The organism is Fusicatenibacter sp. (genome assembly GCF_050872605.1).
Taxonomy (GTDB): Bacteria; Bacillota; Clostridia; order Lachnospirales; family Lachnospiraceae; genus Fusicatenibacter.
The window spans coordinates 45,953-61,554 of the sequence record NZ_JBNMHD010000013.1; the positions used below are offsets into that span (position 1 = coordinate 45,953).

The following is a 15,602-nucleotide window of genomic DNA, read 5'->3' on the forward strand; positions in this document are numbered from 1 at the left end:
TACGGACACTTTAACTCTTACATTATATCGGATTCCCTCTTAATTAGCAAGCCGGACTTTGTGAAAAAAGACTGAATTTATCTATACAAAAACGGCCCGCCGACACTCTTTCAAGTATCGGCGGACCGCCAGATAACACTCACATTACATTAGTCGTTATATCCGTTCGGATTCTTCTGCTGCCAGTTCCAGGAATCGGCACACATCTCCTCGATGCCGTACTCAGCCTCCCAGCCAAGCTCCTCTTTTGCTTTGTCGCATTTGGAGTAGCAGGTTGCGATATCACCATCACGGCGCGGTTTGATTTCGTATTTCAGCGGATGGCCGCAGGCTTTTTCAAATGCATGAATGACATCGAGTACGCTGTAGCCCTTGCCGGTTCCGAGGTTGTAAATGGAAACGCCCTCGTTGTCAGCCAGTTTCTGGATGGCTTTTACATGGCCGCGTGCCAGGTCAACAACATGGATGTAATCGCGGACACCAGTTCCGTCCGGAGTATCGTAGTCATCACCAAAAACGCCGATGCACTCGAGTTTTCCGATGGCAACCTGTGCGACATACGGAAGCAGGTTGTTCGGGATGCCCTTCGGATCCTCTCCGATAAGGCCGCTCTTATGCGCTCCGATCGGGTTGAAGTAACGAAGCAGGATAACATTCCATTCCGGATCTGCGGTGTGGATGTCGGTCAGAACCTGCTCGAGCATGCTTTTTGTCCAGCCGTATGGGTTGGTCGGGGTTCCCTTCGGGCACTCCTCGGTGATCGGAATCTGTGCCGGATTGCCGTATACGGTTGCAGAAGAACTGAAGATGATGTTCTTTACGCCGTGGTTTCTCATCTCATCGCAGAGAATCAGGGTTCCGGTCATGTTGTTGTGATAATATTCAATCGGTTTATGTACGGACTCGCCGACTGCTTTTAAGCCTGCGAAATGGATGACAGCGTCGATTTTCTCGTTGTCGAAAATTTTCTTTACGCCTTCGCGGTCCAGCATATCGGTTTTGTAGAAGGTTACTTTCTTTCCGGTAATCTGTTCTACACGCTCGATGGCTTTCTCACTTGCATTGTAAAGGTTGTCCATGACAACAACGTCATAGCCTGCGTTCAGCAGTTCCACACAGGTGTGGCTTCCAATATAGCCTGCACCGCCAGTAACTAAGATTTTCATTTTGGTATCCTCCATGTTTTCCTTCGCTGCTGCTTTTTTGCCGCAGCGGGTTAATTGAAGCATTTAGTTTATTCTACAACGTTTCCATGAATTTTGCAAATGCACTTCTACCTTCCTCGGTGCACTTGTAAACGCCGGCATCCTCGAGTACGCCGACAAAGACTTTTCCGACTTCCTCTTTCAGGATATCCATCACATTTTCGCTGTTCAGCTCCGGATGGCGCGGCAGGAATTCGTCTACCCAGTCGGCATGTTTCTCCAGCTCTGCGACAGCGCGGACATCTTTTCCCTCTACGAGGCATTTGGAAAGCTCTTCCAGCTCATCTTTTAAGCGCGCCGGCAGAATCGCAAGTCCCATAACCTCAATAAGGCCGATGTTCTCTTTTTTGATGTGATGATACTGTGCATGCGGATGGTAAACACCGAGCGGGCATTTGTCCGTCGTGATGTTGTTGCGCAGCGCCAGATCGAGTTCGAACGTATCGCCCACTTTTCTTGCGATCGGCGTGATCGTGTTGTGTGGCTCTCCGTCAGTCTCGGCGAATACAAACGCATCCTCATCCGTGTAACCTCTCCAGCAGTTCAGGATATGCTCTGCCAGATCAATCAGCCGTTTCTCATCTTTGTGACGGATTCGGATGACGGACAGCGGCCATTTGACGATGCCGGTTTCCACATCCTCGTATCCTTTGATGGTAAAATGGCGCTCGATCGGCGCTTTTGCCATTGCGAAGGTATAGTGGCCGCCCTGGTAATGATCGTGGCTTAAAATAGAGCCTCCGACGATCGGCAGATCCGCATTGGAACCGATGAAGTAGTGTGGGAACAGTTTGATAAAGTCAAACAGCTTCACAAACGTCGCACGCTCGATCTTCATCGGGTTATGCTGGAAATTGAACACGATGCAGTGCTCGTTGTAATACACATACGGCGAGTACTGGAAGCCCCACTCCGTCTGATTGATCGTCAGCGGAATGATGCGGTGGTTCTGGCGAGCCGGGTGGTTGACGCGTCCCGCATAGCCCACATTCTCCTTGCAGAGCAGGCATTTCGGATAACCGCTCTGTTTTGCCAGTTTGGCAGCCGCAATCGCCTTCGGGTCCTTCTCCGGTTTGGAGAGGTTGATCGAGATATCGATATCGCCGTAGACACTCGGTACGCTCCAGCGGATATCCTTTGCGATGCGGTATCTGCGGATGTAGTTGGAATCTTGGCTCAGTTTGTAGAAGTAATCGGTTGCCTCCTGCGGGCTTTTCGCATAGAGTTCTTCAAACTTCTTTACCACCTCACCCGGACGCGGCATCAGGCAGTCCATCAGTTTCGTGTCGAACAGATCACGGTAAACGACGCTGTTGTGCTCGAGAAGACCGCGCTTAGCTGCATCATCAAGCAGTTCATTTAAAGTCTCTTCCAGATCCGGGTTCTCCGGAATCTGCTCCGGCTCTTCGTAATCGGAAATCTGCATGACTTCCAGAATCCGGTTTGTCGCATAGATTTTATCCAGTCCCGAAACAAGACCGGCATTTTCTCCATATTTTACCAGTTTTGCAATACTCTCGTTGATCACTGTAGCTTCCTCCCTGCTGCCGATCCGGCTTTTTGTTTCTTATTTTAATACGCCTGCGCCGTCTCCGATGTCTACGACATAGAAGTCTGCGGCATAACCGATTTTTTCTTTGTAAGCTGCGCCTACTTTTGCGATGAAGTTGTCAATATCTTCTGTCTTTACGATGCTGACGGTGCATCCGCCGAAGCCTGCGCCTGTCATACGGGATCCGATGACACCCGGGCAGTTCCATGCTTCTTCCACAAGAGTATCCAGCTCGATTCCGGTTACCTCATAGTCATCACGCAGGGAAACGTGGGATGCGTTCATCAGCTCGCCGAATTTTGCGATGTCATTTTCCTTTAAAGCTGCAACGGCCTGAACGGTTCTCTGGTTCTCGTAAACGGCATGTTTTGCACGTTTCTGGCGGACCGGATCTTTGATGGCATCTTTCACTGTCTCAAACTCTTCCTCAGTCAGCTCGCCAAGACTCTTGATGTCTTTGACTTTCTGAATCTCAGCCAGAGCAGTCTCGCACTCGCTGCGGCGCTCGTTGTATTTGGAGTCGCCAAGGCCTCGTTTCTTGTTGCTGCAGGAGATGACAATTCTTGCGCCTTCCAGTTTAACCGGTGCGTACTCATATTTCAGATCGCTGGTGTCAAGGAAGATCGCACAGTCCTTTTTGCCCATGGCGATGGCGAACTGATCCATGATACCGCAGTTGACGCCGTTGTAGTTGTTCTCGGAGAACTGGCCGTACAGAGCGATGTCGATCATGGAGATGGTGTCGTATCCGAACATGTCACGCAGCATTACGCCGGTTACCGTCTCAACGGATGCGGAAGAGGAAAGGCCGGATCCATTCGGAATGTTTCCGTAAAGCGCGATATCGAAGCCCTGCTCTACCGGGAAGCCCTTCTGGCCGAATGCCCACATCATTCCCTTCGGATATGCGGTCCAGTTGCCTTCTTTTCCCATCAGGAACTCGTCGAGGGAAGATTCTACCACGCCGAGTTTCTCAAAGTTCATGGAGTAAAAACGAAGTTTTCTGTCGTCACGTTTTCTTGCTGCCATGTAAGTTCCGATGGTCAGTGCGCATGGAAATACGTGGCCCCCGTTGTAATCGGTGTGCTCACCGATCAGGTTCACACGTCCAGGTGCGAAGTAGGTGCGGATGTCGCCCTCTCCCCCGAACAGTTTTGCAAAACAATCCAGTACCTGCTGTTTCATTTTGTTGTCTCCTTTTCTTTTTGGTGTGTTGTTTTCGTGGTTTCGTTTGTTGTGTGTGTATTGTGTGTTTGTGTGTGTTTTTCTTATCTTCTTAAGTATCATTATAGTGAGCCATACGCTCCTTCGCAACAACAATATTAGGGCAAACGATAATTATATTGAGGTGATCTTCGATTTTTCCTTGTTTTTTTCTTCTTTTTGCCGCATACTTTACTTATCGTATGATTTCTTATGAATTTTATCGTCTGGAGGTACGTTTCATGCAGCTTCGCCTGGATAAAGAAAACCGTGAATTAAAGGCCCACGGCCGTTATGAATTTCCCGTCAATGTCAGTTACGAACAGCTCTCCTGCTACGAGCGCGGCTCCTTTTCCTGGCACTGGCACCCGGAGATTGAGCTGACGTTTGTCCTTTCAGGACAGATCGGGTATCAGGTCAATGGAAAATCGTATGTCTTAAAAGAGGGGGACGGCATTTTCTGCAACACGAATGCGCCTCACACCGGCCACATGATCGACGGGATGGACTGCGTCTATATTTCAACCACATTCGCCCCGCGCTTTCTCTATGGTTTTTCAAACAGTGTAATCCAGACGCGCTACGTCGAACCGGTCCTGACGGATATGCAGCTCGCCTCCATTGTCTTTTCTCCGGAGATCGACTGGCAGAACAAGGTGCTTACCTGTATGCACCGCATCTACGACCTCTCGCTGTCGCAGCCGGCCGCATTTGAAATGGAAATTCAGGAGCTTCTGCTCTCGATCTGGATTGAGATTTACCGCCATGCTTCCTTTTCCGGTGAATCCCAGAATACCGCGGCGGCGCGCGATGTCGAACGGCTCCGCATTCTGCTCGACTACATCCACCGCCACTATATGGAGCATCTGACGCTCGAGGATCTCGCCGCGCAGATCCACATCTGCCGCAGTGAGTGCTGCCGTTTCTTCAAGAAATGCATGAACGAGTCGCTGTTTGACTACCTGCTCGACTACCGCATTGAAAAAAGCCTGCCGCTCCTTCTCGAGCGCCAGGCCAGTATCACTTCCGTAGCCGAACAGACCGGATTTTCCAGTCCTGCCTACTTTTCTAAAATTTTCCGCCAGCAGATGGGCTGCTCCCCGAGTGAATACCGGAACCGCGCGGATCACACGTAACGTTCAGCGCCGTACCGGGATTTCATTTCCTGCTGCCCGGCTTTTGATCCGCTCTCACAATCCACCCTCTCCCAAAACGAATGGATTACCTCCGGGAGGCTGCTGCGCTGCACAATCCGGCAGTCCTCCCACTCTCTTGGGAACAGCTCGCGGTACTCCCTGTTTCGGAACCGCTCGTCGAGCAACAGAATCACACCCGTGTCCTCCGTCGTGCGGATCACGCGCCCTGCCGCCTGCAATACTTTATTCATGCCGGGATAGCGGTACGCGTAGTCGAAACCGTTCTCTCCGCTGCGGTCGAAATATTGCTTTAAAAGTTCTCTCTCCGGCCCCACCTGCGGGATTCCGGCTCCCACAACGGCCGCGCCGATCAGCTTTTCGCCGTCCAGATCAATTCCTTCCGAGAAAATGCCGCCCATGATACAGAATCCCACCAGCGTTTTCTCGTTGTCTTTCGCAAACGCTTCCAGAAACTCTTCTCTCTCCTGCTCCCGCATCGCCGACTCCTGGATCAGGCAGGTCACGTTTTCATCCGCATACAATTCTTCATAGACCGCATAGACATCCTGCATCAGGCGGTATGACGGGAAGAACGCCATATAGTTGCCCTTCCGGCTCTGGATCATCTCGTTCAGGTAGGCTGCGATCTTCTCAAACTCTGCGCGGTTTCTCCTCTGATACTTCGTGCTGACCTCGCTTCCGATCGCCAGACACCGCTTCGTGGGATCAAACGGAGACTCCACGTAAATCGCGTAATCGTCCGTGTTCGTGCTGAACATCTTCTTATAATACTGCACCGGCAGCAGCGTCGCGGAAAAGAAGACGGCCGACCGCCCCTGGTTGATGCACTGCTGCAGATTCTCCGCCGGATTGACGCAGAACAGGCGCAGTGCAAAATCGCCGTTATCGAGATAACTCGTGTAGATCAGATAATTTTCATCGACTAAATTGTAAATCTCTGAAAAATTCCGCAGGTTAAAGTAAAATTCCAGAACCTGCTTCCGGATTTCGCTCGTCTTGTGTGCTTCCAGCCAGCCCGCCAGCTCTTCCAGCAGCTGATTGACCATCAGAAGAAACGTCGATACGCTTTCCAGCTCCGTGCAGGAATCGCACTCTCTTTTGTAGACCAGCATCTGATGATTGCAGCGGTTCAGCGCCTTCTCGAGCTTTTTGCCCGGCGCATACGGGCGGAGGAGCTGGCGGACCTTTAAAATCTCCTCTTTGACGAGCGTGGCACTGAACATATCGCGGCCCCGTTCAACCAGGTTGTGCGCCTCGTCGATCAGAAAGATGTAGCCGCCCTTCGTTCCTTCTGCAAAAAAGCGTTTTAATTTCGAGGTCGGATCAAATGCATAGTTGTAATCACAGATCACGCCGTCCACCCACGAAGCCACGTCAAACTGGAGCTCGTGCGGGCAGACATTCCATTTTTCCGCCTGGCGCAGGACTTCCTCTCTGGTGTAGGAATCGCATTCCGTCAGCATCTCGTACACCGCCGCATTGATCCGGTCAAAGTGGCCTTTCGCACGCGGGCAGTGGATCGGATCGCACTCCGGCTCATCGAGGACGCACATTTTTTCTTTCGCCGTCAGAGTGATCGCTTTGAACTGCAGTCCTTTCTCTTTTAGAATCGAGACCGCCTCCTCCGCCACGGTGCGGGTGATGGTTTTCGCCGTCAGATAGAAGAGGCGGTCACCGCAGCCCTCTCCGATCGCGCGGATCGCCGGAAAGACCGTGGACATTGTTTTTCCGATGCCGGTCGGCGCCTGGACGAAGAGTTCTTTTTTCCGCAGAATCGTGCGGTAGACACCGCTCACCAGTTCCCGCTGGCCTTTCCGGTATGGGAAGGGGAATTCGAGATGCTGCATCGAGGCATCTCGCGCTTTCTGCCACTGGTACTGAAATTCCGCCCAGATAAACCAGGCATCGAGAAGCTCATCGAACCACTGCTCCAGCTCCGGTAGCTTGTACGTCTGCAGAAAATGGCGGATGCGCCAGTTGGAGTGCTCCGGCTTTACCTCTTCTTTGGTGAGCGGGCGCAGAAGGCCTTCCTCCTCTGAGGAGAGCAGGGTGTACGTCATCAGCACGCCCATCTCCTCTTTGCAGTTCTGGAGGCCGTAGATGCAGGCGTAGCATTTTGCCTGTGCCAGATGCACCGGAACCGGCTCTTCCATCGCTTCGAGGTCACGGTACGTTCCCTTGATCTCCTCGATCACGGTCGTTGTTCCGTCCTCGTACATGCCGTCCGCTCTTCCCTCGACGCGCAGGGTGAAATGCTCATATTCTTTTTCATGCACCAGCGGAACCTCCGCACGGTAATCGACACCCCGTTTTTTCTGGATCTGCTGATGCACCCGCGTTCCCGCCTGCATCGCATCGCGCTCACCAAAACCACCCGACGAGTTGTCCAGATCCCCGCTGCGCAGAATAAACTCCACCAGATTCCGCACAGAAATCCGGATCTCCTTCTTTTTCTCTTCCACTTGCCCGCTCCTCTTGTTTTTACTCAGAACATATATTTGCTCTCTATTATACAGAAAAAAGGAGACTGCCGCAACAGTCTCCTTTTTTCTCTCTGAAGTTATGTGTCTCGTGTGATTAGTTTTTCTTCAGAAAGTCTCCTGCGCAAATTCTGTCTCATCTCTCGCTGGCGGCGCAGGCTTTTGTTTTGTTTTTGTTCTTTTATTTCCCTTAATAGCCGTTACAGTTCACCCGCGCCATTCGCAAAACCGCGCTTTCAGCGCTTTCCGCTGCTACGCAGCTCCTTTTTGCTCATTTCTCGGCGCTCTCTTCGTGTGTTCCTGCGAACAGATTTTCATGCAAGCATGAAATCTGCTCTCCAGAACACACGAGTGAACTGTAACTCAAAATTTATGCTACAGCAAATTTCTGCAGGGTTTTATTGAATGCCGGGCTGTCACCATAGCAGTGTACGGTGAGATCACGGTTCAGATCCATGCTGAGGATGCCAAGAATGGATTTTGCATCAATAATAACACGGTTGTAAAAAATGTCAATATCAAAATCACATTTCGAAGCTGCTTTTACAAACTCCTCTACTTCCTCAGTTCCACTGAGTCTTACTACGCACTGTGACATACGATTCACCTCTTTCTTAATCAATAGCTGTTTGTTTTCCTATCGTTGAGGTAGATTATGCACTTTTTCTCTTTAAATGTCAATATTGAATTTATTTCCTTATTTTTGCCATATTATGCATGTTTTTTATGCAAGTTTTTCTCATTAACCCTTCATATTTGTCGCTTTTTGTCTCATTTGCGCAGTCATGTGTAACCGGTTACACAAAATCCGTTTAAAATAAAATAGTTTTTTCCAAAAGAAACGTAAAAATCTTGTCAAAAAAACCCGCTTTTTCTTGTAAAATCAAGAAAAAACGAGTTTTTTATGTCATTGCATCTTCTTGTATTTAATGATCAGATATTAATTTTCGCAATATCCGTGTTATCCACTTCTGCGAATCTTCCTTCATCTACCAGCTCGGCAAACTCCGGATGAATCGGCATTTTGCCGAGAACAGGCACGCCGATCTCGGCTGCGATCTCGTCAATGTGGCTTTCGCCGAAAATGGACAGCTTCCTGCCGCAGTCCGGACATACGAGATAGCTGTAGTTCTCTACGATACCGAGCACTGGAACGCTCATCATCTGAGCCATCTTGTAGGCTTTCATGACGATCATGCGCACCAGATCCTGCGGGGAGGATACGATCACTACACCGTCTACCGGAAGAGACTGGAAAACCGTCAGCGGAACATCACCGGTTCCCGGCGGCATATCGACGAAGAGATAGTCCAGATCGCCCCAGATGACGTCTGTCCAGAACTGTTTTACGGTTCCTGCGATAACAGGTCCTCTCCAGATGACCGGCTCCTCCTCGCCCGGAAGCAGAAGGTTGATGGACATTACCTTGACGCCGTTTGCTGCAACGGCTGGGTAAACACCCTTGTCATCTACGTTTGCAGGTCCTTTCAGACCATACATTTTCGGGATGGATGGTCCTGTGATATCGGCATCGAGGATACCAACCTTGTAGCCCTCTTTTGCTTTCTGGTTTGCCAGCGATGCGGTTACCATGGATTTACCAACGCCGCCCTTGCCGCTGACAACGCCAATGACATGTTTGATCGAAGAATCGGCATTCAGATCAATATGAAAATCCGGTTTGCCCTGTCCTGCCTTGCTTGGACATCCTTCGCAGCTTTCTTTGGAACAGCTCGAATTGCTGCATTCTTTTGCCATGTTTCTTTCCTCTTTTCTTGTTTTTCTTGCTTATTTGACAAAGCGGTCGATCGCCTTATTCAGCTCCTCAATCGCTTTTGTGTCCCCATGCTCGACTGCATCGACGATGCAGTGTTCAATGTGATCCTCCAGGATAATTTTTCCTGTATTGTTGATGGCCGCCTTCACGGCAGACAGCTGGATCAGAACCTCAGTGCAGTCCCGGCCTTCCTCTACCATCCGCTTGATCGACTCCATGTGTCCGATCGCGCGGGAGAGGCGGTTTAAGACTGCTTTTGTATTTGTATGATGGTGCCCGTGGGCGTGATCGTGAGAATGCTCGATCACGGTGCCGTCTTCCAGCACATGCACATGCGTGTGTTTTTCTTCACTCATCGTTTTTTTCTCCGCTTTTCCGGTATTTTCTGCGCGATTCAGATTTCTGTAAACGTAAACCGCTGGCGGATGCCGGAGGTCTCAATGTCAAAGACCAGAGATCCGTCCGCTTCCACCGTTTTTTCATATTTTAAGTTTTTGTCCGGAAATTTCTGACGGATATACGCCTCCGGGTCATCCGTCTCGATTTCATCGAAAAAGACATCCCGCATCTGATTGTTGGCACACTCGTTAAAAATCTCCCAGACGGTCTCGTACTCTTTTTTCATGCTTTTTCCTCTTCACTTCGCAGCACATCGCCGCACTGGCTCCACTCGCCAAGAAGGCGCTCCACGGACCATGCCGCATTTGCAGGGCTTGTCGACGGAAGACGGACCGCTTCCCTTCCAAGCTGCTTTTCCTGGTACTTCCGGTAATATTTCCACGCCGTCGCCCCGTTGCAGTAAATCTGCCGGATATCGGCGCAGACCAGAATGTCCTGCAACGGATTCGGCACAACGTCGCGGATGCTCGCATCGCTCGAGCCTGTGATAACACAGGACGCGATCACATCCCAGACAGCGATATGATTCCGGAGCAGAAACTCCTTCTTCTCTTCCACCGTCTGCGGCACCTCTTCCCCACACACGGCGGCCGTCACCTTCCAGAAACGGTTCTGCGGATGGCCGTAAAAAAAGCCGGTCTCCCTGGATTTTACGGACGGAAAACTGCCGAGAATCAGAATCCGGGAATCGGCACGGTAAACCGGCGGAATCGGATGCACCACCGGGTGCTCTTTTTTGTTCTCGTCAGGTCGGCTCATCTTCATCAAACTCCACTACCGTATAGAATCCTCTCGGTGTCTCTTTTACTTCTTTTACGATTCCCTTCCGGGACTGCAGCCTTTCATACGCCTGATAATTCTTGCTCATGGCCACTGCCGGGGTAATCGTATAATAATAGGAGGTAGGCAGTGCGCTCTCTGTCACGTTGACTTCCTGGCCTTCCTCGAGAAGTCCCTGTCGCTCCATCTTAAATTCCATCTGCCGCATATCTATCATCCTCCTTCTTGCAGCGGGCGCCAAAAGATACGCCCATGGGGTATTTTATCACACTTTTCCGAAAAAGAACAGGGGATTTTCCCGTTTCCATCAGAAAAAAAGGCGGTACAGTCCCCCCTCAAGGTTCTGTACCGCCTTTTTACGTTTCTCTTTTATTCTTCTGAAAGTGCTACTCTCTCTTTGATGATAGGTATAGTTACTTAAGGTAAACTTTCTCGGGATGATAAAGTTTACGTTACGCATGGTATCCATCGGATCGTTCAGGGAAATTGCAAGAACGTTCAGGAACGGATAAACCGTTGCGATGATAATCAGGATGAAAACTACAATCAGGACGTAGTCAAACGGCTGGGCTTTTTTTCCACTTTTCATTACTTTCTACCTCCTAAACCAGTCTGCTTTCGCCAAGCAGTCCGGCTACTTTATTTGCAATAAACAGTAAGATGACGCCCACGACAGACTGGAACATACCAATTACGGTACCAAGGAACAATCCGATCAGACTGATGCCGATGGTATTGATCATGGTCTGTCCAAAGATTCGGTCTGTGAATGCTTTGACAAAATTATCGAATCCGACAAATTTACGCTGCCATACCGGCAGTGCAAAGGTCTTTGGTTTTACCTCCTGGAATGCCATCGTCCATCCCCAGAGTGGTATGTACTTAAAAATGATCAGCCAGATCAGAAACGGTACTGACATCAGCAGCAGATAACGCTGTTTCCACATCAGCTTCCAGCTGAACTTCTCTTTTCCGGATCGTGTTTTTTTGGCTCTTTTGCTCATAACACTTGCTCCCTCCTTTTTCTTTATCCAAAGTATATAAATTTTTATACCCTAAAAATCGGAGATAAATATCCGTGATTTTCGTAGAAATCCTCTGGATTCTGAACATCCTGCCGAAAAAGCACATCTGGATCTGCTCTTTAAAAACACGTTTTTGTAAAAAGCACCGGAAATCCTTTCTGCTTTCTGTCTACTCTGCCGGAAATCTGCCCTCTTCCTGCCCCTCCAAAAGAAAATTCCCATAAAATTGTACTTTTTCTTACAATTCGCACAATTTTATGGGAATATGATCTCTTCCGGATCAGTCTGACGATGTCTGCCGCTTGTATTCCTTCGGACTCATGCCGACGTATTTCTTAAACTTCAGATAAAAATAGTCAATATTGGAGTATCCCACCCGCTCGGAAATCTGATATACTTTCAGATCCGTCTCAGCGAGCAGCTGTTTTGCATTGGAAATCCGGATGCTGTCCAGAATGTTGTTGAAACTGTCCCCGATCTCTTTGCGGAAGACCTTTCCCAGATAGTTGCTGTTGTAGTTGAACATCCGTGCAAACGTTTCCAGCTTAAGATCTTTCTCGTAGTTTCGTTCCATATAGTAATGCATGCGCTTGATGACCGTCTCGGATCCCTGATAGCAAAGCTCACTGCAGAAGCCCTGCAGAACTTCGAGATAGACGTTCAAAAGCTCATCGAGCCCTTCCGTGTGATTGATCCGGTCCACCGATGCGGTAATCTCTGTACTTTCTGACGCCCCGTAATGCTTGTCTGCCCAGTAATTCCGGAATGCGATATGCATATTTTGCCTGTTTTCCCAGGAAATGCCATGGCAGAAAGAAACCCGGCCATCGAAAGACCGGGTTTCTTCTATATATAATATCTTTTTTCTTAGTGATGGAACAAACGAATTCCTGTAAATGCCATCGCCATGTTGTACTTGTTGCAGCACTCGATGACAGCATCGTCACGAACCGATCCGCCCGGCTCTGCGATGTACTCGACGCCGCTCTTGTGTGCGCGCTCAATGTTGTCACTGAATGGGAAGAACGCATCGGAGCCTAAGGTTACGCCCTTCATCTGGTCGAGCCATGCACGTTTCTCTTCTCTTGTGAAGACTTCCGGTTTTACTTTGAAGATCTTCTCCCATGCGCCGTCTGCGAGGACATCCATGTACTCCTCGCCGATATAAACGTCGATCGCATTGTCACGGTCTGCGCGGCGGATGCCGTCTACGAACTGCAGATCCAGCACCTTCGGGCACTGACGCAGGAACCAGTTGTCGGCTTTCTGTCCGGCAAGGCGGGTGCAGTGTACACGGGACTGCTGGCCTGCACCGACACCGATCGCCTGGCCGTCTTTGACGAAGCATACGGAGTTGGACTGGGTATATTTTAAAGTAATCAATGCAATTTTCAGATCGCGTTTTGCTGCTTCCGGAATCTCTTTGTTCTCGGTTACCACGTTGGAGAGCAGCTCATCGTCGATCGGCAGCTCCTGGCGGCCCTGCTCAAAGGTAATGCCGAAGACCTGTTTGTGCTCGAGCGGAGCCGGACGGTAATTCTCGTCGATTTTGATGACGCAGTAGTTACCTTTTTTCTTTGCTTTCAGGATTTCGAGTGCCTCGTCGGTAAATCCCGGAGCGATAACGCCGTCGGATACCTCGCGTTTGATCAGGGATGCGGTGTCCTTGTCGCAGACATCAGAAAGTGCAATAAAGTCGCCGAAGGAAGACATACGGTCAGCGCCTCTTGCTCTTGCATAAGCACATGCTAACGGAGAAAGCTCTCCCATATCGTCTACCCAGTAAATTTTGCGCAGGGTCTCGTCGAGTGGAAGACCTACGGCTGCGCCTGCCGGGGAAACGTGCTTGAAGGAAGTTGCTGCCGGAAGACCGGTGGCTGCTTTCAGCTCACGTACCAGCTGCCAGCCATTGAAGGCATCCAGAAAATTGATATAGCCCGGACGGCCGCTTAATACTTCGATCGGAAGATCTCTGTCATCGTCCATGTAGATTCTGGAAGGTTTCTGGTTCGGGTTGCATCCGTATTTTAACGCTAATTCTTTCATGATTTTCTCCTTTCGCAAAACACTCGATTTCTTATTTATTTTTATTCACGATTCTTGTCTCATACTTGCCGGTTGCAATGTCGATATAGCGTGTGAAGAGGGACACCTTGTTGTCCTCGTTTAAGCTGCTCCAGAGCAGTTCCGTGAATGCATCAATGTCATCCGGGATGTCAACCAGCTTTGGCTCACCCTCAAAGCTTGGCAGCGGATTGCCGTCGTGCATGTAAGTATGGATGAAATGGCCTTCGCCTGCTACGCAGTTATCATAAGAGAAGGTGTAGCGGTTGCACTGGGACGGATCGCCATTGTTGCTCTTTAAGATCGACATCTGATAGCTGTACGTTCCGTTCTCTACGTGCATCACACCGGAAATACGAGGGGTGTAGTTCGGTGCATCCGGCTCAAACTCTCTGCTTCGGAGGGATACCTCAAATGTTTTTCCCTGCTCCAGTCCTTCGTATACGGTATCGGTCTGGTCTCCGTTTGTTACGATCGTATCATTTCCAAGAACGCGTACCGGCGCGTAGATGATCAGGCTCGGATCTTCCAGCTTCGACGGATCAAACGCCTGTGTGCGGATTCCCTCACCCTCCTCAACAAAGACACGGTTGCGGCTGTTCTGGCTTCTGCCCATAATAAAGTATCCAGCAACGGCTTTTGTGCCGTCTTTGGATCTGCCGATCACAATTCCTCTTCCTGGATATGCATTTCCTTTTAATTCCTGTTCCAGTGATACTTTTTTCATCTTCTGATCTCCTTTTCAAGGTGGCTGGAATGGGGTTTTCTGTCTTTGGATAAAAAAACAGACCCACTCCCCCAAGCATTCTTCTGCCCAGACGGTCGGCCTCTTCTCACGCTATACTCCCTGTGGTCATTTCCACTTCCGTCAGTCGTATAACTGCCTTTACCTTAACATGGAAATTCCCGCCTGTCAAGGGACGAAGCGGGAATTTCTCAAAATCAGTTTTTAACCGAATCCAGTAAGTCCCTGCTTCCATTGCGAAAAACAATATGCAGGGGTAGGTGGGGACTTGCTTGTATCTGATCCGATTCTTCGCTGATCGTCTTTTATTCATGGATATTGATGCGGTATCTCTTAACATTTGGAAATCCAGCGTGTGGAATGATTTTTTCTAAAACTCCGCCATTCTTTTCTATTACTTTTGCAGAAGCAATATTCGGTTCGTTACAGGTAATCAGTATTTCAGACAACCCGTAGTTGGCCGCTTCTATCAGCGTAAGTTTAAGAATTTCCGAAGCATAACCCTTTCTTCTCTGCGAGGGGCGGACACTGTATCCGATCTGTCCGGCAAATGTCTGGATAAAATCATTCGTTCCAAGACGGATATCCGAGATGCCGATTAAATGATCCTTGTTATCAAAGGCCAGAAAAACAGCCTCATCAACCAGTCCGTAGTGAGGGCTGTATTTGTGTGCCAGCCAATCTTCGTAATTTTCAGCCTGCTCCAATCCAACGCCTCCGCTTATTCTTTCTTTTGCCCTCAGAAATTCTTCTCGGAAATCCATAACGGCAATTTTATGTTCTTTTTGGGGCGTCATTAATTTTAAGGTGATCATAGCCGCACCCTCCTCTGTTCTTTTGTTGCGCCAATCATAAATCAGATACAAGGAAAACGAAAGATACTGGTTAATTTATGAGTTACTTATAAATTTCATAGTATAATCTATCACCCCTTTCGGAATGTTTTATGAAATTCTGCCGTTTTCCATCTCATACACCACATCCGCCATGTTCATGGTGGATACCCTGTGGGATACCAGCACAATCGTTTTTTCTTCTGCCGATTCTTTTAAAGATTTCAGAATGATTCCTTCAGTGAACCTCACATGACTAAAGTCACGTGCTTCAGACCGCTTTAGGCGGCAGACAAAATATCGGCGGATACGCCTGTTTCTTAGATCTTGCGCGGATACGCGCTTCTTCCATGCCGGATACGGCAGGTCTCCACATAACAGG

18 protein-coding genes and 1 riboswitch are annotated in these 15,602 nt (G+C 49.4%); of the genes, 1 reads left to right on the plus strand and 17 read right to left on the minus strand.

All coding sequences use genetic code 11. The features are described from left to right. Positions 1-149: 149 nt before the first annotated feature. The 3 genes from galE to ACY2VT_RS06005 all read right to left on the minus strand — a co-directional run bounded on the left by galE (position 150) and on the right by ACY2VT_RS06005 (position 3,942). On the minus strand, positions 150-1,166 hold the full coding sequence (galE, locus tag ACY2VT_RS05995) for a UDP-glucose 4-epimerase GalE (RefSeq protein ID WP_022463123.1): 1,017 nt from the start codon (positions 1,164-1,166) through the stop codon (positions 150-152). A 73-nt stretch (positions 1,167-1,239) separates the two neighbouring features. Then, positions 1,240-2,733 (minus strand): UDP-glucose--hexose-1-phosphate uridylyltransferase, encoded by a 1,494-nt coding sequence (galT, locus tag ACY2VT_RS06000; protein ID WP_461879248.1) that lies wholly within the window; start codon positions 2,731-2,733, stop codon positions 1,240-1,242. Between the two features lie 39 nt (positions 2,734-2,772). After that, positions 2,773-3,942, minus strand: a complete 1,170-nt coding sequence (locus ACY2VT_RS06005) for a galactokinase (RefSeq protein ID WP_461879249.1) — start codon at positions 3,940-3,942, stop codon at positions 2,773-2,775. 221 nt (positions 3,943-4,163) lie between these two features. On the opposite strand from ACY2VT_RS06005, the gene ACY2VT_RS06010 reads away from it, so the two are divergent. Continuing rightward, the gene (locus ACY2VT_RS06010) at positions 4,164-5,096 is read left to right on the plus strand and encodes an AraC family transcriptional regulator (protein WP_461879250.1); all 933 of its coding nucleotides are present in this window, start codon (positions 4,164-4,166) and stop codon (positions 5,094-5,096) included. On the opposite strand, the gene ACY2VT_RS06015 is transcribed toward ACY2VT_RS06010, so the two are convergent. The 14 genes from ACY2VT_RS06015 to ACY2VT_RS06080 all read right to left on the minus strand — a co-directional run bounded on the left by ACY2VT_RS06015 (position 5,087) and on the right by ACY2VT_RS06080 (position 15,472). Beyond that, positions 5,087-7,579: an ATP-dependent DNA helicase gene (locus ACY2VT_RS06015; protein ID WP_461879251.1), complete on the minus strand. Its 2,493-nt coding sequence runs from the start codon at positions 7,577-7,579 to the stop codon at positions 5,087-5,089. The genes ACY2VT_RS06010 and ACY2VT_RS06015 overlap by 10 nt on opposite strands. Before the next feature lie 388 nt (positions 7,580-7,967). After that, entirely contained in the window at positions 7,968-8,195 is a 228-nt protein-coding gene (locus tag ACY2VT_RS06020) for an HPr family phosphocarrier protein (RefSeq protein WP_461874136.1), read from the minus strand. Positions 8,196-8,530: 335 nt separating this feature from the next. Further along, positions 8,531-9,355, minus strand: coding sequence for a P-loop NTPase (locus tag ACY2VT_RS06025; protein WP_461874135.1), 825 nt, complete (start codon positions 9,353-9,355; stop codon positions 8,531-8,533). Positions 9,356-9,385: 30 nt separating this feature from the next. Further along, entirely contained in the window at positions 9,386-9,730 is a 345-nt protein-coding gene (locus tag ACY2VT_RS06030) for a metal-sensing transcriptional repressor (protein WP_461874134.1), read from the minus strand. 38 nt (positions 9,731-9,768) lie between these two features. Next, positions 9,769-9,999 (minus strand): hypothetical protein, encoded by a 231-nt coding sequence (locus ACY2VT_RS06035; RefSeq protein WP_022463115.1) that lies wholly within the window; start codon positions 9,997-9,999, stop codon positions 9,769-9,771. Beyond that, complete coding sequence (locus ACY2VT_RS06040) at positions 9,996-10,532, minus strand: DNA-deoxyinosine glycosylase (RefSeq protein ID WP_461879253.1); 537 nt, start codon at positions 10,530-10,532, stop codon at positions 9,996-9,998. The genes ACY2VT_RS06035 and ACY2VT_RS06040 overlap by 4 nt, the downstream gene beginning before the upstream one ends. Continuing rightward, entirely contained in the window at positions 10,519-10,761 is a 243-nt protein-coding gene (locus tag ACY2VT_RS06045; RefSeq protein ID WP_461874131.1) for a hypothetical protein, read from the minus strand. Before ACY2VT_RS06045 ends, ACY2VT_RS06040 begins: the two co-directional genes overlap by 14 nt. 99 nt (positions 10,762-10,860) lie before the next feature. Then, complete coding sequence (locus ACY2VT_RS06050; RefSeq protein WP_461879254.1) at positions 10,861-11,142, minus strand: hypothetical protein; 282 nt, start codon at positions 11,140-11,142, stop codon at positions 10,861-10,863. Positions 11,143-11,155: 13 nt separating this feature from the next. Then, entirely contained in the window at positions 11,156-11,557 is a 402-nt protein-coding gene (locus tag ACY2VT_RS06055; protein WP_461879255.1) for a hypothetical protein, read from the minus strand. 301 nt (positions 11,558-11,858) lie between these two features. Further along, positions 11,859-12,356 carry a helix-turn-helix domain-containing protein gene (locus tag ACY2VT_RS06060; RefSeq protein WP_461879256.1) on the minus strand — a complete coding sequence of 166 codons (498 nt, stop codon included), beginning with the start codon at positions 12,354-12,356 and terminating at the stop codon, positions 11,859-11,861. Between the two features lie 89 nt (positions 12,357-12,445). Beyond that, positions 12,446-13,624 carry a phosphoribosylaminoimidazolecarboxamide formyltransferase gene (locus ACY2VT_RS06065; RefSeq protein ID WP_022463111.1) on the minus strand — a complete coding sequence of 393 codons (1,179 nt, stop codon included), beginning with the start codon at positions 13,622-13,624 and terminating at the stop codon, positions 12,446-12,448. A gap of 31 nt (positions 13,625-13,655) precedes the next feature. Then, positions 13,656-14,369 (minus strand): IMP cyclohydrolase, encoded by a 714-nt coding sequence (locus tag ACY2VT_RS06070; protein ID WP_461879257.1) that lies wholly within the window; start codon positions 14,367-14,369, stop codon positions 13,656-13,658. A gap of 78 nt (positions 14,370-14,447) precedes the next feature. Next, a riboswitch (ZMP/ZTP riboswitch) is annotated at positions 14,448-14,528 on the minus strand. Between the two features lie 164 nt (positions 14,529-14,692). Next, a complete protein-coding gene (locus ACY2VT_RS06075) occupies positions 14,693-15,202 on the minus strand; it encodes a GNAT family N-acetyltransferase (RefSeq protein WP_461879258.1) in 510 nt (169 codons plus the stop codon). Between the two features lie 129 nt (positions 15,203-15,331). Continuing rightward, positions 15,332-15,472 carry a hypothetical protein gene (locus ACY2VT_RS06080; protein WP_461879260.1) on the minus strand — a complete coding sequence of 47 codons (141 nt, stop codon included), beginning with the start codon at positions 15,470-15,472 and terminating at the stop codon, positions 15,332-15,334. Positions 15,473-15,602: the final 130 nt, after the last annotated feature.